Annotated in this window: 15 protein-coding genes and 1 other annotated feature; of the genes, 12 read left to right on the top strand and 3 right to left on the bottom strand. The window is 39.8% G+C overall.

The features are described from left to right. Window positions 1–41 precede the first annotated feature (41 nt). Together brtA and mdrT are read left to right on the top strand one after the other, a co-directional pair. On the top strand, window positions 42–929 hold the full coding sequence (brtA, locus tag CKV70_RS13110) for a bile-regulated transcriptional regulator BrtA (RefSeq protein WP_014601166.1): 888 nt from the start codon (window positions 42–44) through the stop codon (window positions 927–929). Window positions 930–1,029: 100 nt separating this feature from the next. Further along, window positions 1,030–2,511 (top strand): cholic acid efflux MFS transporter MdrT, encoded by a 1,482-nt coding sequence (gene mdrT / locus CKV70_RS13105; protein ID WP_014601165.1) that lies wholly within the window; start codon window positions 1,030–1,032, stop codon window positions 2,509–2,511. Between the two features lie 47 nt (window positions 2,512–2,558). On the opposite strand, the gene CKV70_RS13100 is transcribed toward mdrT, so the two are convergent. Continuing rightward, window positions 2,559–3,401 (bottom strand): SAM hydrolase/SAM-dependent halogenase family protein, encoded by an 843-nt coding sequence (locus CKV70_RS13100; protein WP_009931305.1) that lies wholly within the window; start codon window positions 3,399–3,401, stop codon window positions 2,559–2,561. A gap of 69 nt (window positions 3,402–3,470) precedes the next feature. Beyond that, window positions 3,471–3,720 (bottom strand) — a binding site (T-box leader). 179 nt (window positions 3,721–3,899) lie between these two features. On the opposite strand from CKV70_RS13100, the gene fdhF reads away from it, so the two are divergent. The 8 genes from fdhF to CKV70_RS13060 all read left to right on the top strand — a co-directional run bounded on the left by fdhF (window position 3,900) and on the right by CKV70_RS13060 (window position 12,375). Continuing rightward, window positions 3,900–6,887, top strand: coding sequence for a formate dehydrogenase subunit alpha (gene fdhF, locus CKV70_RS13095; protein WP_014601164.1), 2,988 nt, complete (start codon window positions 3,900–3,902; stop codon window positions 6,885–6,887). Continuing rightward, on the top strand, window positions 6,887–7,363 hold the full coding sequence (locus CKV70_RS13090) for a helical membrane plugin domain-containing protein (protein WP_014601163.1): 477 nt from the start codon (window positions 6,887–6,889) through the stop codon (window positions 7,361–7,363). Before fdhF ends, CKV70_RS13090 begins: the two co-directional genes overlap by 1 nt. 61 nt (window positions 7,364–7,424) lie before the next feature. Next, window positions 7,425–8,210, top strand: coding sequence for a formate dehydrogenase accessory sulfurtransferase FdhD (gene fdhD, locus CKV70_RS13085; RefSeq protein WP_003723284.1), 786 nt, complete (start codon window positions 7,425–7,427; stop codon window positions 8,208–8,210). A gap of 46 nt (window positions 8,211–8,256) precedes the next feature. Further along, window positions 8,257–8,934 (top strand): response regulator transcription factor, encoded by a 678-nt coding sequence (locus CKV70_RS13080; RefSeq protein WP_012952041.1) that lies wholly within the window; start codon window positions 8,257–8,259, stop codon window positions 8,932–8,934. Continuing rightward, window positions 8,931–10,310 (top strand): sensor histidine kinase, encoded by a 1,380-nt coding sequence (locus CKV70_RS13075; protein WP_014601162.1) that lies wholly within the window; start codon window positions 8,931–8,933, stop codon window positions 10,308–10,310. Before CKV70_RS13080 ends, CKV70_RS13075 begins: the two co-directional genes overlap by 4 nt. Window positions 10,311–10,388: 78 nt before the next feature. Then, complete coding sequence (locus tag CKV70_RS13070) at window positions 10,389–11,477, top strand: ABC transporter permease (protein ID WP_003733261.1); 1,089 nt, start codon at window positions 10,389–10,391, stop codon at window positions 11,475–11,477. Next, window positions 11,477–12,145 carry an ABC transporter ATP-binding protein gene (locus CKV70_RS13065; protein WP_014601161.1) on the top strand — a complete coding sequence of 223 codons (669 nt, stop codon included), beginning with the start codon at window positions 11,477–11,479 and terminating at the stop codon, window positions 12,143–12,145. The genes CKV70_RS13070 and CKV70_RS13065 overlap by 1 nt, the downstream gene beginning before the upstream one ends. 68 nt (window positions 12,146–12,213) lie before the next feature. Continuing rightward, on the top strand, window positions 12,214–12,375 hold the full coding sequence (locus CKV70_RS13060) for a hypothetical protein (protein ID WP_014931027.1): 162 nt from the start codon (window positions 12,214–12,216) through the stop codon (window positions 12,373–12,375). 32 nt (window positions 12,376–12,407) lie between these two features. On the opposite strand, the gene CKV70_RS13055 is transcribed toward CKV70_RS13060, so the two are convergent. Next, complete coding sequence (locus CKV70_RS13055; protein WP_003723278.1) at window positions 12,408–12,701, bottom strand: putative quinol monooxygenase; 294 nt, start codon at window positions 12,699–12,701, stop codon at window positions 12,408–12,410. A 10-nt stretch (window positions 12,702–12,711) separates the two neighbouring features. After that, window positions 12,712–13,587 (bottom strand): alpha/beta hydrolase, encoded by an 876-nt coding sequence (locus CKV70_RS13050; protein ID WP_014601159.1) that lies wholly within the window; start codon window positions 13,585–13,587, stop codon window positions 12,712–12,714. Between the two features lie 114 nt (window positions 13,588–13,701). On the opposite strand from CKV70_RS13050, the gene CKV70_RS13045 reads away from it, so the two are divergent. Then, window positions 13,702–14,529, top strand: a complete 828-nt coding sequence (locus tag CKV70_RS13045; RefSeq protein WP_014931026.1) for a Cof-type HAD-IIB family hydrolase — start codon at window positions 13,702–13,704, stop codon at window positions 14,527–14,529. 220 nt (window positions 14,530–14,749) lie between these two features. Further along, entirely contained in the window at window positions 14,750–19,342 is a 4,593-nt protein-coding gene (locus CKV70_RS13040; protein ID WP_014931025.1) for a SpaA isopeptide-forming pilin-related protein, read from the top strand. The last annotated feature ends 3 nt before the right edge of the window (window positions 19,343–19,345 follow it).

Here is a 19,345-nt window from a genome sequence, read left to right as displayed (position 1 = left end):
TTATACTATGGGTATAATAACAGAACGGGTGGGGTGTTTTTTTGAAGGAGAAGAAGCAGCGGATTATTAAGTCGGCTAAAGAGGTGTTTCAAAAACAAGGGTATTTGAAGACGTCTGTACAGGATATGGTTGATGCAGCTGGGATTTCTAAAGGGACTTTTTATAATTATTTTACTTCGAAAGAGGAACTGGCAATTGTGATTTTTAAGCAGGAGTATTCTGTTTTGCATCAGCGTTTGGAGTATACGATGGGGCTAGATGGGACGAAGAAGGATAATTTTACGGAGTGCTTGAAGATTATTATTCATTTTTATACGGAGAATGGGGAGATATTGAATATTACTTTTTCTCAGACGATGATTGATGATGATTTTAATGCGTTTTTACAGAATGTTCGGCTGAAAAATATGGAATGGGTTAAATATCAGTTGTTAGAGGTTTACGGGGAGGAAACGAAGCCGTATATTAATGATATTACGATGCTACTTAGTGGTATGGCAGCGATGTATGTCTTTGCTAGTGGTAGCAAGAATGTTAACACAGGGCTGATTGAGCGGGCGATTCCTTATGTTGTGAGAAGACTTGATGCGCTTGTTAAGGATATTTTGGAGAGTGGAGAGATTGTATTTACGGAAGCGGATACGGAAAACCTTGTGCCAGACCAAACGATGATACGGAAGAAGCGTTTGGCTAAACTCCGGGAAGCGCTTGAGGAGCTTAATGTTGGAATTGAGAATGCGGATATTGCTGATTCGGATAAATGGCAGTATAAGGAATCGATGAATGCACTTGTTGGTGAGATTAATAATAATGAGGCGCCAAGAGATTTCATGGTTCAAGGAACGCTACTCTATCTTAAGCAACATGTACCGGCTAGTTTGACGAAAGAAGTAAATAAATTAGAAGCTTGTGTGAACGGGCTTTTATAACAATTAGACTGACCAGTCACTTTTTGTTGACTTGTTGGTCTTTTTTTATTATACTTCTATTATTCATCTGGAAATTTCCACATGGGAAGGGGTATTAATTTTGAATAGTACAGCAGTAGAACAGCCTGTTGATGTTAACGGGAAATCTTATAGTAGAAGTTTATTAGTAGTAACAATGATTATTGGGGCATTTGTAGCGATTTTGAATCAGACGTTATTAGCGACGGCGCTACCAATGATTATGGATGATTTGCATATTACAGCAGCAACAGGGCAATGGTTAACGACAGCTTTCTTGCTGACAAATGGGATTATGATTCCAATTACAGCACTTTTAATTGAAAAAATTAGTTCGAAAACGTTATTTATTACGGCGATGACTGTATTTACAATTGGTACAATTATTGCATCTGTGGCGGGTTCATTCCCGATCTTGCTTACTGGTCGTATTGTTCAAGCGGCGGGTGCGGGGATTATGATGCCATTACTTCAAACAATCTTCTTGCTAATTTTCCCGCGTGAAAAACGTGGGGCGGCAATGGGGCTGATGGGACTCGTTATTGCGTTTGCTCCAGCAATTGGGCCAACTTTGTCTGGTTGGATTGTGGATTCGTATGATTGGCGCGTATTATTTCTTATTTTAATTCCAATCGCGGTTATCGATATAATTCTAGCGTTCTTTGGAATGAAAAAAGTAGTGAAGTTAACTGATACAAAAATTGATTTTCTTTCTATTGTAATGTCTTCGATTGGTTTTGGGGCATTGCTATACGGATTTAGTTCAGCGGGTAATGATGGTTGGGGAGATACAACGGTTATCACGATGTTGATTGTTGGTGTCGTTGTTATTGCACTATTTGTTTGGCGCCAACTAGTTATTGATAATCCGATGCTTGAACTACATGTGTTTAAATATCCGGTATTTTCATTGTCTGTTATTCTTGGTTCAATTGTAACAATGGCAATGATTGGTGCGGAAATTGTGTTACCACTTTATATTCAAACAATTCGCGGGGAGTCGGCGCTTCAATCAGGTCTATTATTACTTCCGGGTGCGATTATTATGGGGATAATGAGTCCAATTACGGGTATTATTTTCGATAAAATTGGGGCGAAATGGTTGACGATTACCGGGGTTACCATTTTGACTATCGGTACAATTCCATTTATGTTCTTAACGATGGATACGCCACTTTGGTATATTGTAGTATTTTATGCCGTGCGGTTCTTCGGTATTTCAATGGCAATGATGCCAGTTTCGACAGCGGGTATGAATGCACTTCCTAACCACTTGATTAACCACGGTTCGGCAGTAAATAATACGATTCGACAAATTGCTGGTTCAATCGGGACTGCGGTACTTATTACTGTTTTAACGAATGTAACCAAAGACAATATGCCAGGAAAAGCGCTTATGGCGACGGATCCTGCTAGTTTTGCTCAAAAAGCGCAAGATGCTAGTTTGGACGGAATGCGTGCGGCGTTTATGGTTGCAGCGATTTTTGCGGCTATTGGGATGATCTTAAGTTTATTCCTAAAAACCAAGAAACAAGAGCCAATCGTCAAAGAATATACGAAATAAAAAAGAAACAGGGTCAAACTTCCAATTTGGAAGTTTGACCTTGTTTTTTATACTTTTTTAAGGGTGACTTTCCAGCTGGTGCCGGTGCCGACTGAATAAGCGTCTACGAAAGAACCTTGATTGATACCGAGTCCGAGGTTATCGAGTGAGTTGACGTAGATGAGTGCTTCGCCGATCCGTAAGTCTGCAAATGAGCGGCTATAAGTAACGAAATTCTTATAAACTATACGGTCGTGGTGTTTTATGAGGACTTCAATGGAATCGCCATAGTTTGCGCCCAGCTCAAAAAAATCGGTCCGACGAATATTTGTCCAAAGGTTACCAAATGGGCGGTCGATAATATCAATGGTTCCGAAAGCTTGATCTCCTTCCAAATAAGAGTCGCTTAAACTAAGGGAGACAATGGAGTCGGGGTTGGCAGCTGGGCCAATATCTTCAAAATTAATTACGCCGGCTGCGAGCCTAGCAGCGGTATAAGCGAAAATATCTCGACCGTGAAATGTATGGGATGCACCTGACTTTGGAAGACGATTTTTTTCTTCATCAATGAGACGAACTGCTTTAATTGTTCCGTAATGCGCGATATGAGTTAGGGTTCCATTGTCTGGCGTAATAATATAATGACCATCTTCTGTTAAAACGGCGACGCTTCGACGCTTCGAACCAACTCCAGGATCAACAATCGAAACAAAAATGGTATCTTCGGGCCAATAAGTCACGGTTTGGAGTAAACGATAGGATGCTTCCCAAATATTAAATTGAGGAATTTGATGTGTTAAATCATATATTTGCAAATCTATGCTAACGCTATTAATCACGCCGTACATGGCGCTAACTGCACCATCACTAATACCAAAATCAGATTGTAAAACAAGTAGTTGTTTTGTCATTTTGAAATCCTCCATTTCGAGCAATTTAGGGTAAAATAAAACTCGCCCTTTTCCAAAAAAATATCTTGGAATAAGGGCGAGAAAATTTCACGCGGTACCACCTTAATTTATTTTCAGTTTATACTGAAAACCTCAAATAAGCATTTATGTAGAAATACTTAGGGCGTTTGATAACGGACGCCAAATCCGTTGCAGCTTACTTCATTTCAGCGGCAAAACTCAGAGGCCATTTTCGGACGTTGTTTTTTGTTCCTTTTCAGCAGTGGGAACTCTCTTTTGGAAAAAACGGGCGTCGTACTTTTCTCGTCGTAGCTTTGTAATAAAGAATACAGAAAAGTTGCATAAGTGTCAACGAATTCGTTAGCCTTGTGAGGGAAATCGCATAGTAGCAGTGTTTGAGAACGATTATCAATTGCCGTATTACTGTGATTTTTAAGTAAGAACTGTTATAATATAAGCGGAAATTGTAAACGCTTTCTCTATATAGGAGGTAATGTGATGGGCGCAAAAGTATCGGTGCAAATTAATGGCGTGGCGCGGGATGTGGTGGAAGGAACGCGAATACTGGACTATTTAAATGCAGAAGGAATACAGCATCCGCATATTTGCTATAGTGAGCAAATTGGACCAATTCAATCTTGTGATACATGTATGTGCGAGGTTGATGGGGAACTTGTGCGGGCGTGCAGCACGAATCTGACAGACGGGATGGAAATTAAAACTAATTCTGAATTAGCGAAAGATGCGCAATTAGAAGCGATGGACCGGATTTTGGAAAATCATTTACTGTATTGTACGGTTTGTGATAACAATAACGGTAATTGCAAAGTACATAATACGACGGAACTGCTTGGTGTGGAAAAACAAGAACGTCCTTACCGCGAAAAGGGATATTTGAATGATTTTTCGCATCCGTTTTACCGTTATGATCCGGATCAATGTATTCTTTGTGGGCGCTGCGTGGAGGCGTGTCAGCAAGTGCAGGTGAATGAGACACTTTCGATTGATTGGGAACGTAGTCAGCCAAGGGTTATTTGGGATGATGATCGTCCAGCGAATTTATCGTCCTGTGTTTCTTGTGGGCTGTGTGCGACGGTGTGTCCTTGTAACGCGTTGATGGAAAAATCAATGCTTGGCCAAGCTGGCTTTATGACTGGCTTAGACGAAGATATGCTAGAACCGATGATTGATATGGTGAAAAAAGTCGAGCCGAATTATCAAACCGTTTTTGCTGTGTCGGAAATGGAAGCAGCGATGCGGGAAACGCGGACAAAGAAAACGAAGACAGTTTGTACTTTCTGCGGGGTTGGTTGTACGTTTGAGGTGTGGACGAAGGATCGTAAAATTTTGAAAGTCGAGCCAACCGGGGAAGGTCCTGTGAACAAATTTGCCACATGTGTAAAAGGGAAATTTGGTTGGGATTTTGTCAATAGCGAGAAACGGATTACGACGCCGCTCATTCGCGAAGGTAATGAATTTGTGCCGGCGAGCTGGGAAGATGCGATTCATTTAGTTGCGACCAAACTGCGAGAAATTCAGGCTAAATACGGCAATGACTCACTTGGATTTATTAGTTCATCTAAGACGACGAATGAAGAGAACTATTTGATGCAAAAATTGGCGCGGCAGGTTTTTGAAACGAATAATATTGATAATTGTTCACGTTATTGTCAGGCGCCGGCTTCGGATGGACTGACTCGGACGGTTGGTATTGGCGCAGATTCAGGGACTGTGGAAGATATCGAATCTGCGGGGCTTGTTATTATTGTTGGTGCATCACCAGCCGATGGGCATCCAGTCCTTGCTAGTAGAATCAAGCGAGCTCAGAAGACACGCGGTCAAAAGCTAATTGTCTCAGATTTGCGAAAACACGAAATGGCAGAGCGTTCTGATTTATTCATTCATCCAAAACAAGGAACCGATTTTGTTTGGTTGACGGCGGTTGCGAAATATATGATTGATCAGGGATGGCATGATGAAGTCTTTATGGAGAATCGTATTAGTAATGTGGCAGATTATCTAGCATTTTTAGAACCATTTACATTGGAATATGCGGAAAAAGAAACAGGATTATCAGTAGAGACGTTGAAAAAAGTGGCGCAGATGGTTCATGAAGCAGACGGGACAGCGGTTTGTTGGGGAATGGGAGTTACGCAAAATATTGCTGGATCTCATACATCGTCTGCAATCGCTAACTTGCTTCTTGTCACTGGGAACTTCGGAAGACACGGTGCAGGCGCTTATCCGCTTAGAGGGCATAATAATGTACAAGGTGCTTGCGATATGGGGTCACTACCTAACGTTCTCCCAGGAATTCAACCACTAGGAAATGATGAAGTTCGTGCTCGTTTTGAAGAAGCTTATGGGGTATCAATTTCATCAGAACCAGGCCTAAAAAATAATGAAATGCTTGATGCGATTGAGGCGGGAACGCTCCATTCTATGTATGTGATTGGTGAGGAAATGGCTTGGGTGGATTCTAACTCGAACCATGTGCAAGAAATCCTTGCGAGCCTTGATTTCTTTGTTGTTCAAGATGTATTTTTATCAAAAACGGCGCAGTTTGCTGATGTTGTTTTCCCGGCAGCGCCTTCACTTGAAAAAGAAGGAACATTCACCAATACAGAGCGCCGGGTACAACGACTTTATGAGGTGTTAGAGCCGCTTGGAGATTCAAAGCCAGACTGGTGGATTATTCAAGAGGTGGCTAGAGCATGCGGAAGAACGGACTGGAATTATGATCATCCGAGCGAGATTATGGATGAAATTGCTAGCTTGGCACCATTTTTTGCAGGGGTTCGTTATGACCGGATGCAAGGATTTAACAGCCTTGTGTGGCCAGTGAGCGCGGATGGAAAGGATATGCCGTTACTTTATGAAGAACGATTTAATTTTCCGGACGGCAAAGCGCAATTTTCGACGTTACCGTATATTGCACCGATTACTTTCCCGGAAGAATATAATTTAACACTGAATAATGGGCGTTTGCTGGAGCAGTTCCATGAGGGGAATTTGACAGATAAGTCGAAAGGGCTGGATTATAAATTACCGGAAGTGTTTGTAGAAGTATCGCATGAGTTAGCGAAAGAACGCGATTTGGAAAGTGGTTCGCTCGTTCGTCTAAGTTCACCGTATGGTCGCATTAAGCTTCGTGCTGTGGTGACTGATAGGATGAAAGGAAATGAAGTTTATGTGCCAATGCATTCTGTGAGTAGCGAAACTGCAGTCAATTTGCTGACTTCAAGTGCGGGAGATGTTCGGACGAAAACACCGGCCTATAAACAAACAAAAGTAAATCTAACTGTGCTTGAAAAAACTGGGAAAAATCCACTTCCTGACCACAATCCGCGTAATCGTAAAAGATTCCCGCAAAATGGGGCTGAAGTAGCGCGCAAATGGTCGAGAGAAGATTATCAACCGATTTCTAAAGTGAACTGCGCCTGTGGTGGTAACTGTGGATGCGGCGGGAAAGGGAGGAATCACTGATGGCAGAACCAATTTCAACGATTCGTGATACAAAAAAGACCCCGGAAGAATTGGAAAAAGAACGTTTAGAACAAATGAAAGCGGATATTGCTGAACAAGATTCTGGTTTTATCGAAATCTTAGAAACGGTAAAGTTACTGCAGGAGTCGGGGGCACTTGAAGCTTTGAATAGTGCGATTAAAGCGCGCGGAGATATTACGAAAACTTTTCTGAATGAATGGCGTAAGGAACCGATGACGAATGCGATTAATAACATGATGATTTCGAGCAAGCTATTAACCGATACAAAACCAGAGCAAACTGAGGAAATGATAGCCAATTTGAAAAATGCTGCGAAAAAAGCAGAGGAAAGCGCGAAAAACGATGAAATCATGGGAATGTTAGCGATGATGAAGGCGCTGAAAGACCCCGATATCAACCGCGCACTCCGGTATGGTGCGACCTTTTTAAAAGAAGTTGGGCAAACATTAAAATAAGTAGACGAAACAGCGAGACTTTATGGTATCGCTGTTTCGATTTAGAGAGGAGTGGTTTTTGATGGATATTGTTTCGTACCAAAAAATCCGTCGTTTTGAAGCGGGCACTTTTCAAGAAATCGAATCAAGTGTTGCGACCGAGTATCCGCTAACTATCTACGTCAACGACCAAGAACTCGTGACCATCGTCTGCACGCCAGAATATCTGGAAGATTTAGTTGTGGGCTTTCTGACATCGGAAGGCATCGTTCGGGGCCCTCGAGACATCGATTCCGTGGATATCATCGAAGCGACTGGACACGCCAAGGTTAGCGCTAATTTTGTGAACAAATTCAATGCCAAGTACCGCGGCAAGCGCTACATCACCTCGTGTTGCGGCAAGTCCCGGGAAAACTTCTACTTCCAATCAGATGCCTCACTCGTCAATGTGAAGCAAAATGGGAATCTGCAACTAACAACCGACATGATTTTTCGCTTAATGGAAAAGTTTGAACAAAATTCTGCTACATTTCATCAAACTGGTGGTGTGCATAATGCGGCACTATGTAGTTCAGCGGAAATAATATACAGCAGGATGGACATAGGTCGCCATAATGCCTTAGATAAAATATATGGTCGCGCCTTGCAAGACGGGACATCTACTGAAGATAAGGCAATTATTTTTAGTGGGCGCATTTCTTCGGAAATCCTCGTTAAAACAGCAAAACTAGGTTGCGGAATTATTTTGTCTCGTTCTGCCCCAACCGAACTGGCGATTAATATGGCCGAAGAGTTAAATATTACAACAGTTGGCTTTATCCGGGGCGATAGGTTAAATGTCTATTCCGGATTTGAACGAATCACGTAAGTTTGATATGATGCAGTAAAATAGGACAGTAAGGTGAGCGGTGAAAATGAAACAAATATTAGTAGTAGATGATGATCGGCATATACTTAAACTTGTGGGCCACTATTTGCGTGCAGAAGGCTTCCGTGTACTTGAGGCAAGTGATGGGGTAGAAGCAGAAAAAATAGTTGAAACAGAGCAAGTTCATTTAGCTGTAATTGATGTGATGATGCCTAACATGGATGGTTTTGAACTTTGCCAAAAAATGCGCGCAAGTTATCCTGATATCCCTGTTATTATGTTGACAGCTAAAGATGCGCTGGCGGATAAATCACGCGGTTTTGAAGTGGGCACAGATGATTATGTCACAAAACCCTTTGAACCAGAAGAGCTGATCTTTCGAATTCGTGCGTTGCTACGGCGTTCCAATCAAGCAAGCGAAGTCAAAATCAACATCGGAAATATCACCATCGATCAAAAAAGTTATGGCATAAAAATTGGCAACCAAGAACGAATGATTCCCGTGAAAGAATTTGAGCTTTTATATCAGCTAGCAAGCTATCCTGGCCGGATTTTTACTCGAGAAGAATTAATTGAGCGGATTTGGCAACGTGATTATGATGGTAGTGACCGGACAGTGGATGTACATATTAAACGTTTGCGTGACCATTTTGATGAGGAGAAGGATGGTATTCGAATTGTTACGGTGCGCGGCGTCGGTTATAAATTGGAGGAGACAAGATGAAATCGTTATACAGTCGAATAGTTGTCACGATGCTTGTCGTCATCCTTTCCAGTAGTTTGCTCGGCTTTTTCTTTGCAAACATTTATTACCAAATAAAATTAAAACCTTTTAACGACGAAAAAACAGCCAAAATAGCGAAGGAAGTCCAACAATTTTACGAGTCAAATGCTACGATTTCTTTAAATGAGTACTTGGAAAATGTGGGCGAACTGGGATATGAATTATATTTGACAGATGGCGCGGAAAAATCCACTTATTTTGGTGGTGCTTTTCGAAAAAAAGATTTACCAGATAAGACAATCAAGCAAGTACTAGACGGAGATACTTATCATGGAATTGACTCATTCGATACAGGCATTTTCATCACAGGCTTTTTTGATAATGATGTGCGAAATACCATTGGTGTCCCGGTGCAAGTAGATGGTAAACAACTAGCGCTATTCATACGTCAAGACCCGGAACAACAATTTGGGGAACTTCGAATATTTTTCGCGATGATACTTATTTTCACATCCATCATTAGTATTCTGTTGGTTCTTATTAGTGGCAGATATATTGTCAAACCTGTCGTGAAGTTGACGAATGCGACGAAAAAAATACGTAAAGGTAATTACGATGTAGCCTTTGAAGTTCGGCGTAAGGATGAAATTGGGCAGTTGGCAGACTCGTTTACGAAAATGGCTAGTGAACTCGAAAAATCTGAAGCTTCCCGCCAAGAATTTGTCGCCAATGTTTCTCATGAACTACAATCTCCGCTCACATCCATGCAAGGCTTTGCGAGACTTTTAGGTTCTGGAACACTAACCGAAAAAGAACAAGCCGAATATTTAACCGTGTTATCAGAGGAGACCACGCGTCTATCCTCCTTAAGCAAACAACTACTCACACTCGCTTCACTTGATCAAGAATCAGAGCTACGGAAAAAAGAACCAGTTCACTTAGCCAAGCAGTGGCGTCAATTAATCCAAATGACCGAGTGGAGTTGGCGCGAAAAAGAACTAACGATAAACTTAGATTTAGCAGATGTAAACTATACTGGCGATGCCGAATTGCTTTATCAAGTGTGGTCCAATTTGTTAACTAATGCGATTAAATTCACACCACAGGGCGGGAATATTCAAGTCCGCCTTTATGAAGATATGACGAATGTTTTTGTAGAAGTTCAAGATAGCGGTGTCGGCATAAGTAAGGTGGATATGACCAAGATTTTTGACCGTTTTTATAAAGCTAACGAAAGCCGAACCAGAGAAGAAGGCTCGAGTGGCCTAGGATTATCCATTTGCCAGAAAATTATCACGCTCCATCACGGCGAAGTAACCGTGCAAAGTAGCCTTGAAAAAGGAACAACATTCACAGTCAAACTACCAAAAAACTAAATTTGTAAAATCCGATTCACATTCCGTTTACAAAACTTCTTTAAACTAAGGGTAAGATCTTAGAAGGAGTTGAACGGAATGTTTTTGGCATTAAGAGAATTAAAACACGCAAAATTACGCTATATTCTAATTGGATTAATTATGGTGTTAATCGCATGGCTTGTTTTGTTTGTAACGGGGCTTGCGAATGGACTTGCAAATGATAATGGGGCAGCCATTTCATCCAATAAAGCAACTTATTATGTTTTACAAAAAGACTCGGATAATCGCTTAACGAGGTCCAATTTAACCGCATCCGAAACAGACAGCGTAGCGAAGCAAGTGAAAAAATCAGAAAGCACCAATCTAGGTGTGCAAATGGGTACAATTACACCACCCAACAAAGATAAAAAAACAGATATTACTTATTTCGGTATAGATAAAACAGGCTTCATGAAACCGGCCATCTCAGAAGGAACAGAGCCACAGAAAACAAAAGAAGTAGTAGCCGATATTTCTTTAAAAGAGTCTGGTTATAAATTAGGCAGCAAACTCAAAGATAGCGCAACAGGGGAAGAATTCACGATAACTGCCTTTACCAAAAACAATACATTTAGTCATTCACCGGTTATTTTCGTTGGCTGGGATGCTTGGAAATTAGTGCATCAAACGAACCAAGCAGCAGAAGGAGAATATAACGCCGTAGCACTAGATGTTTCCGAAAGTACAGCTAAGAACCTATCACTCGGATCCATGGAACTTTCGTCTAGTAAAGAAGTGCTTCAAGGTATTCCAGGCTATTCAGAAGAACAAGGATCATTACTAATGATGATTGCTTTTTTATTCGTTATCGCCGCATTTGTTCTAGCTGCTTTCTTTTATGTCATTACGATTCAAAAAATCAATCAATTTGGTATTTTAAAAGCAGTTGGCGCACGAACAGCCTATTTAGGCCGAAGCATCGTTACCCAAGTTGTTTTCTTGTCAGTCATCAGTTTATTAATTGGAAACGGCTTAACATTTGGGCTTGCAGCAATTTTACCAGCAAGCATGCCATTTACACTTAGCCCGGTGCTTGCAATCGGCTGTTCTGCCTTATTCCTTGTTGTAGCAGTCATCGGATCGATGTTATCACTTTACCGTGTAGCGAAAGTAGATGCGTTAGAAGCAATTGGGAGGGCAAACTAATGACTTTAATGATGAAAAATATTTCTAAAAATTATCAAGATGGCGAGCAAGTCATCGAAGTGTTGAAAAATGTATCTTTAGAAGTGGCGCAAGGAGAATTCGTTGCAATCGTTGGACCTTCAGGCGCTGGGAAAAGTACATTTTTATCCATCGCAGGTGCATTATTATCCCCGACAGAAGGAGAAATTGCTATAGGTGGAAAAGTGTTAAATGACCTCACAAGCAAAGACTTAACAAAAGTGCGGCTCGACAAAGTAGGGTTCATTTTCCAAGGTGCGAACCTAATCCCGTACTTAAATGTCCGTGATCAGTTACTCGTAATTGCGGAACTATCTGGTGATAAAGGGCGAGTAGCAAAAGAAAAAGCAGATGAATTACTTAAAGAATTAGGTTTAACTGCTCGCGAAAACAATTATCCGGAAAGTTTATCAGGTGGTGAAAAACAACGTGTCGCCATTGCTAGAGCACTAATGAACGACCCCGATATTATTTTAGCGGACGAACCAACCGCAAGCTTAGATGCGAGCCGTGGTCACAAAGTAGTCCAAATGATTGCGGATGAAGTAAAACGAAAAAACAAAGCTGCCATCATGGTTACGCATGATGAACGAGTTTTAGACTTAGTTGACCGCGTAATTCGGATTGAAGATGGCTATTTGAAGGATTAAAAAAGGATTGGTCCGCGTACGCGAGCCAATCCTTTTTACTTGTTTTCTTAAGCGGGAACACTTTTAATGTGGACGGCGTGCAAACGATAGAATCTCTTGGAGTAGAGAAATTAGTTTATGAGCCACTAATTCGCACAAAAGAAGACTATACTTACACTGGTAAGTTTATCTTTACTAAGGCGAAAATGATGTTAGTTTCAAAAAAACAAAATTTTTCGGTACTAATATGAAGATGAAAAAGCTTTCTTGTTAAAAATATAAACTATCGCCGCTCAACTGGAGCAAGCAAATCCACCTCAATCGGCGTTGCTAAAAAAGCGGGGACATTCTTTTTGAAACGTTTATAATGCTCTGTCCCGTTATGGAACTGAATTGCTGCTTCATCAGCCCACTTTTCTAGAATATAGAAAATATTTGCGTTTTCTACAGAGCGAACTAATTCGTAGCCATGATTTCCGGTTTCTGAAAGCGAGCCTTGGATTACTAAATTCACTTCCACCAAAAATTCCGCTACTAAATCAGGTTTAACTTGGACTTTTGCTTGTATGTGTAGCATATTATTCCTCCTATTTAGAAATTAATTTGATTTCTTTTTTTTCGGGGCTCGATTTCTCTAAAAACCAATGCGCTTTTTCGATACTTTCAGATGTTTCGTGCAATGTTTGGTGAATAGCACTTTCACCAACTTGTAAATCTTCCATATAGACTTTTGCGTTATTAGGCATGAAAAGTCTGGAAGCGAGGGAACTATTCGTTGGGACGATACCATCAGTTAAATTATCTTCACTGAGAGCTCCAGCAATGGATAGTACTTCTAGGTCAGTACTAATTTTAATCTTTTTGTCAATAAAATAATCTAATTGCGGGGTGTTGGATGGTAATTTGTTAAAAGCTAAATTATCGCCATTATCGTCTGGGTCCAAATCATTAAAAGGAGAGCCAATAGCAACTAATTTGCGCAGAGTAGGAACCGCGTTGTCATTAGAGTAGTCTTCTGCAAAATAAGTTAAAGCTAAGCCACCGTTAGAATGACCAACTCCGTCCATTTGTGTGAAACCGTATCGGGACTTTAAATCTTCCATTGCGATTTTTAACCATTTAGACCAGTCATCGGGAGTTGCTTGGTTTTGGTCGAAACCAAATTTGATAATGGGACGTTTGGCATCTTTTGTTAGCGCGCCTTGGTATGCAATTTTTCCATTTGAGTTAATAGACATTGACATTGCTTCATTGGAACTTTTATATTTATTCATCAAGTGATCTGCCATTTCATCTAAGGAATGTGTATCACCACCGCTTCCATGAATTAAAATAATGGGTATTTCGTTTTTTAAGTCCACTTTAGGAGGAGAAGAATTTTCAACCTCATCATCTTTTTGGCAAGCACTGAGAGATAACGCGCCAAAAAGTAAAATCATGATTGTAATAAAATATTTCTTCACTAATTATCGTCCTCCATTCCCACTTAGTATACCAAATATCGGCGTGACAATCATGCGAAACTCGTCTATAATCGAGGTACATAATAACGGAAATTTAGAAGGGTGCGAAAACTATTGGCAAATGTAGCAATTGATACAGTTATTACAGATATGGACGGAACATTACTAGTAAAAAAAGGCGATCAAATTCATCCGTTCAACAAAGAAGTTTTAATGGAGTGGCAAAAAAAGGGGAAAAAACTTTTCCTTGCCACGGGACGACTGGATTTAGCAATTTTACCATTTATCCACGAACTTAATATCAAAACGCCAGTCATTTCTTGTAATGGAGGATTAGTACGCGATTTTACTACTGGAGAAATTTTATATAAAAGTAATATTGAACTGGATTTGATACATACGGTATTAGAAACGCTTGAACCTCTGGACGTTAATTATCATATTTATACAACGGAGCGAATTCTCGGGCCAAGCAATACTGGCAAAATCGCCTTTTTCAATGAATTAAATAAAACTTTACCAGAAAATGAACAAGTTCCAATTACGTTAACAACAGATCCATTCAGCGTGCTTCGGGAAGGTGAATTCCCACTAAAAGTACTTGTAATTGAGTCGGATTTAGAAAAACGAGCTGAAATCAAAGCAGCTTTAGAAGGCTTGCCACTTTCTGTTCTCGCGTCTGCCTCGAATTTAATTGATATTATGAATGAAGGTATTGATAAGGCGAAAGGCCTCACTTATCTTGCGGAACATGGTTACATTAATCTTGATTCAACTATTGCTTTTGGGGATAATGAAAATGATGTCGGTATGATTGAATTAGCCGAAATTGGTGTAGCAATGGAGAATGGCATTCCGCTAGCTATAGAAAAAGCAGATAAAATCGCAAAACATCATGATATCGGCGGGCTAGGGTTATTTATGCAAGAAGAAATTTTATAAGAAAAAGAACCATTAGATAATATTTCACTAATCTAATGGTTCTTTTTTTGAACTATAAGGCGAAAATGTGAAAAGCCTTGCACATAGCCAGTGTTTACATGAAACAGAGATACTTTTTATTTTTTGCGCGCTTAAAAAGGTATAAAACTGGAGTTAGGTCCTCGCGGAAGCATGGTACATTAATTTTGAACTTACTTCAATCTAAAGCGAGGAATGAAAAATGATTACAGTGAAAAAATATCCAATGTTATTAATGAGTTTTTTAATCGTAGGGATGATTATTTTTTGTGTACCTCATCATGCCCAAGCTACAGAGTTAGATAATATCATTGATGGTGTTCAAATTTTAGATAGAGATGGCAAGCCGATAGATAGTGAAAGCGATTCTGACAGAGTAGTAGATAGTCAAGAGGATATTGTCGTCGTTTACAATTGGTCGATTAAGGATAATCAACCAGTTCATGCGGGAGATACTGTTCATATCCAAATCCCAAAAGAATTTAAAATCTATACGACAGTTCAAGGGGAGTTAGTCATAAGTGATGGAGGGGCTTCTTGCGGAGAATTCGAAATTACAACAGATGGGATGATGACGATTACCTTCAATGACTATGTAGAGAATCATTCTATTAGTCACGGCATAGTAGAAGTCTATACGAATTTTGATTTAGAAGAATTAGACGGTGAAACACCAACTACAATCGTTTTCCCAATCAGCGAAAACGACTCCGAAGAATTTACAATAAAAATAAAACCAGATACCACTAACGCTTTTGAGAAAAAAGGGTCAACGGTTCAAAATGCGCAAGTGATTGACTGGGAAATCAAAATAAACCAAGAATTAGCAACGCACGAAAATGCTTCAGTAGAAGATTTCCCGGGAAATGGTCAGAAAATTCTCTTTGACTCATTTGAAGTGCACGAAATGAATATGCATATAGATGGCACTTACGAAATAGGCGCTAAAGTGGATCCATCTGAATATACTGTAACTAAAATAAACAATACTTCTGGTCAAACGGGATTTCGATTAACGTTTGAAAATCCGATTGATTCAGCATATCAAATCACCTATCAAACAGAAATAACGGATTTTAATAAAGCAACTTTTTCAAATACAGCAACATTTAATTCTGATGAAACGGAAGAAGTAATGGATTCAGATGTAGTAATTCCTCGAGATCCAATTATTCAAAAATATCCATTATTGTTTGATACAACATCTAATAAAATTTCATGGAAAGTAGAATATAACCAAGGGCATTACGCACTAGACAATTCTGTAATGGTGGATACTTACATTGATGAACAATCCTTTGGTGGAATTACACGTATTGTAAATGGAGATACAGGAATACCGCTACTTCCAACCGAATATACCGTAACAGATATGGGGTCAGCTGGTTTTAAAATTGAGTTGCCAGATGACGGTTACTACACGATTTATTTTGAAACAATCGTTCCAGAAGGCACCACGGGAATGATTTCCAACACCGCATCAATCATTTCCCCGAACATCCCTGATAACGAGGCAGAAGGTGACTATTTTATCCCCGATCCTTCACCGACAGAGGGGCTAATTGATAAAAAAATCGAAAATTTTAATGCGAAAACAGGGGAATTAACGTGGGAAATTATTATCAATAAAGACGGCGGAACGCTTCATAATCCGGTTATTACAGACGAATTTCCTGACGGCGGATTAATTTTCCATCCAGCGACTCTAAAAATTATGGACAGCGAGCAAGTGAAATTAGACTCGGCGGATTACGAGGTTGTTCCATTAAATGGCGATAGTAGCTGGGAAAAAGGATTTCAAATCAATTTTAACCGAGATATTACTGGGCAACATGTTATTACTTATAAAACCCAAGTGAATCCAAGTACTCATACAAGTGGAGACAATGAATACACTAATAATGCAACCATTAAAACGGACACAGCAGAAGCATCCGACTCGGATACAAAATGGATTGATAAAGTCATCGATGCAGACGGATATAAAAATGGTGTGTTCAATTACAAAACAGGTGAAATTGAATGGAAATTAATTTTCAATGATAGTTCCAAACTAATCTCCAAGCCAACGATAGAGGATTCGCTTAATTCAGGACAAACATTCATTCAAGACTCTATTGAAATCCACAAAATTGATCTTTCCGCAACACCACAAGTTGGGGAATTAATACCGCCGGAAAATTATGATGTCACTTTTACGAAAAAAGAAAATGGTAACGAGCAAATGCTTATTACCTTCAAAAAACCATTAATTCACCCAGTTGAAGTTACCTACAAAACGAAACCAGTAGGCATCACTAAGCCACTTTATAAAAATAAAGCAGTTATAAGTGACGGGGAAGAAGTGCTCGCTGATTACGAAGCAGAAGTAATTGATGATAATGCAAATAAATATGTTAATAAATCGGGTGAGCAAGTTGGAGATAATATCGATTGGGAAATTTATGCAAATCAATCTGGATCAACGGTCAGTAATGCAACTGTAACTGACACACTTGGTACAGGGCAAAAACTAGACACCTCTAGTATTAAGGTATACAAAGCGCAAACTTCTGTTACAGGCAAGATGTTGCAAGAGAGTAACATGCCAATTTCCCCAGGTGAATATGATTTGAAAACAGGTGTAGATGAGGAAAGTAATTTAGAATATTTCCAAGTGAAATTTAAAAATGAAATTAATCAATCCTATGTGATTAAATACCAGACAGCGATTACCTTGACCTCGGATACAGAAACAACGGCGCAAATCGGCAATTCCGTCACTTTTACAGGAGATAATATTACAAAAGGCGAAACTGAAAAAACTAAAAATATTGAAGTTAAAATAACAACGGGCGACGGCACAGGAACCGGGGAAACTGGGAAAATAATTTTAAATAAAGTGGATAAAGCCGATCCAAGTATTCCGCTAGAAGGCGCGACGTTTGACTTGTACGCGAATGATGAAAAAGTGGATACACAAACAACCGATAAAAATGGCGTTATCGAGTTCGACGATTTGGTATACGGAGACTACACTTTAAAAGAAGTGAGTGCACCAGAAGGATACACATTACCAACCGCTTCGACAGAGAATATCCAAGTGAAGTTAGAGCAAGACGAAAAAGTCGTTCAAGTCATGAATGAAAAAATGCCAATCAAAGAAACTGGTGAGGTTCATTTAGTGAAAACCGACAAAGCAACTGGAGCCACGTTGGCAGGAGCTGAATTTTCACTATATGATAAGTCTGGAGCCGAACTACAAAACGGACTCACAACGGATGAAAATGGCGAACTAACTATCCATAATTTAGACTTAGGTAGTTATTATTTAAAAGAAACAAAAGCGCCAGAAGGATATAAACTCTCGGAAAAAACATGGGAATTCAGCGTGGAATCAGGGCAAGTAGATGCGATAGAAATCCAAGCAGAAAATGAAAAAGATTTAGGAGAAGCAGTCTTAACTAAAGTTGATAGCGAGACGAATGCTAAGTTATCCGGCGCGAAATTCAACTTATTAAATGACTCTGGCGAAGTTATTCAAACTAACCTTGTCTCGGATGAAAATGGAGAAATTCGTGTTCAAAACCTAGAGCCAGGAGACTACGCATTCCAAGAAACGGAAGCTCCAACAAATTATGATTTAGCGACAAATACATGGCCATTTACCATTGTGGCAGGGCAAACGAGTGCTACAATGGTAACAGCTGAAAATAATAAAACAGGGAAACCAGATGTCGATACTGGCGAAGTTATTCTCGTGAAACAGGATAGTGCAACGGGTGAAACTTTAGAAGGAGCGGTTTTTGATTTGATGACCGCTGATGGCGCTATAGTTGCAAGTAATTTAACAACTGATGCTAACGGGGAAATCACAGTGACTAATTTAGCACCAGGTAAGTATTCCTTTAAAGAAACAAAGGCGCCAGAAGGATATGAGTTAGCGAGTGATGTGTGGGAATTTACTATTGCTCCAAATCAACCAGAAAAAATAACAATTACGGCTGAAAATACGAAATTGGCCCCAATTCCAGATGCGGGTTCAGTAAAAATTATTAAACAAGACAGCGAAAATGGCGTTCGATTGGCGGGAGCTGAGTTTTCGCTAATAGCTGAAAATGGCGAGACGCTACAAACAAATTTGAAAACCGATGAAGCTGGAGAACTTGAAGTTAATAATCTTGCTCCAGGAAATTATCGTATTCAAGAAACAAAAGCGCCAGACGGATATCAACTTGAATCAACTCCATGGCAGTTTGAAATTGTAGCAAATGACACGATTCAAGTTACTGTTATAGCTGAAAACGCCAAGCTGGAACCAGATATATCTGAAACCGGTGCGGTGCGATTAATCAAAACGGATAGTGAAACCGGAACTAGACTAAGCGGCGCTGTTTTTAGCCTCCTAGATGAATCAGGAAAAGTCATCCAAGCTAATTTAACGACCGATGAGAATGGCGAAATCTTTATAGATGGCTTAACACCAGGAAATTATTCGCTAAAAGAAACAAAGGCGCCAGACGGATATGAGTTAGCAGAACAGCCATGGAATTTCCAAATAGTTAAGGGGCAAGTAGATGCAGTAATCATAAAAGCAGAAAACTCGCCTATCATAGCAAATGGGGCTATTTCATTTGAAGGCGATGAAACGGATAAACCCGAATCAATTGAAATTCCAGTAAGGAAAACTGATACTTTAGCAACAGAAGTAACCAAACTACCGCAAACAGGAGATAAAACGTCATTTCCTAGAGTTATTTTAGGTGGAAGTGCAGTGTTAATGAGTTTGTTATACCTTAGAAAAAAATCCTCATAATCA

Source organism: Listeria monocytogenes, assembly GCF_900187225.1.
GTDB classification, from domain to species: Bacteria; Bacillota; Bacilli; order Lactobacillales; family Listeriaceae; genus Listeria; species Listeria monocytogenes.
This window is presented reverse-complemented; position numbering and strand designations above follow the sequence as displayed.

Coding starts and splice junctions, on each gene's coding strand:
- fdhD (WP_003723284.1), top strand. CDS start 7,425: ATGGATATTGTTTCGTACCAAAAAATCCGTCGTTTTGAAGCGGGCACT.
- CKV70_RS13080 (WP_012952041.1), top strand. CDS start 8,257: ATGAAACAAATATTAGTAGTAGATGATGATCGGCATATACTTAAACTT.
- CKV70_RS13100 (WP_009931305.1), bottom strand. CDS start 3,401: ATGACAAAACAACTACTTGTTTTACAATCTGATTTTGGTATTAGTGAT.
- CKV70_RS13040 (WP_014931025.1), top strand. CDS start 14,750: ATGATTACAGTGAAAAAATATCCAATGTTATTAATGAGTTTTTTAATC.
- fdhF (WP_014601164.1), top strand. CDS start 3,900: ATGGGCGCAAAAGTATCGGTGCAAATTAATGGCGTGGCGCGGGATGTG.
- CKV70_RS13090 (WP_014601163.1), top strand. CDS start 6,887: ATGGCAGAACCAATTTCAACGATTCGTGATACAAAAAAGACCCCGGAA.
- CKV70_RS13070 (WP_003733261.1), top strand. CDS start 10,389: ATGTTTTTGGCATTAAGAGAATTAAAACACGCAAAATTACGCTATATT.
- CKV70_RS13065 (WP_014601161.1), top strand. CDS start 11,477: ATGACTTTAATGATGAAAAATATTTCTAAAAATTATCAAGATGGCGAG.
- CKV70_RS13075 (WP_014601162.1), top strand. CDS start 8,931: ATGAAATCGTTATACAGTCGAATAGTTGTCACGATGCTTGTCGTCATC.
- CKV70_RS13055 (WP_003723278.1), bottom strand. CDS start 12,701: ATGCTACACATACAAGCAAAAGTCCAAGTTAAACCTGATTTAGTAGCG.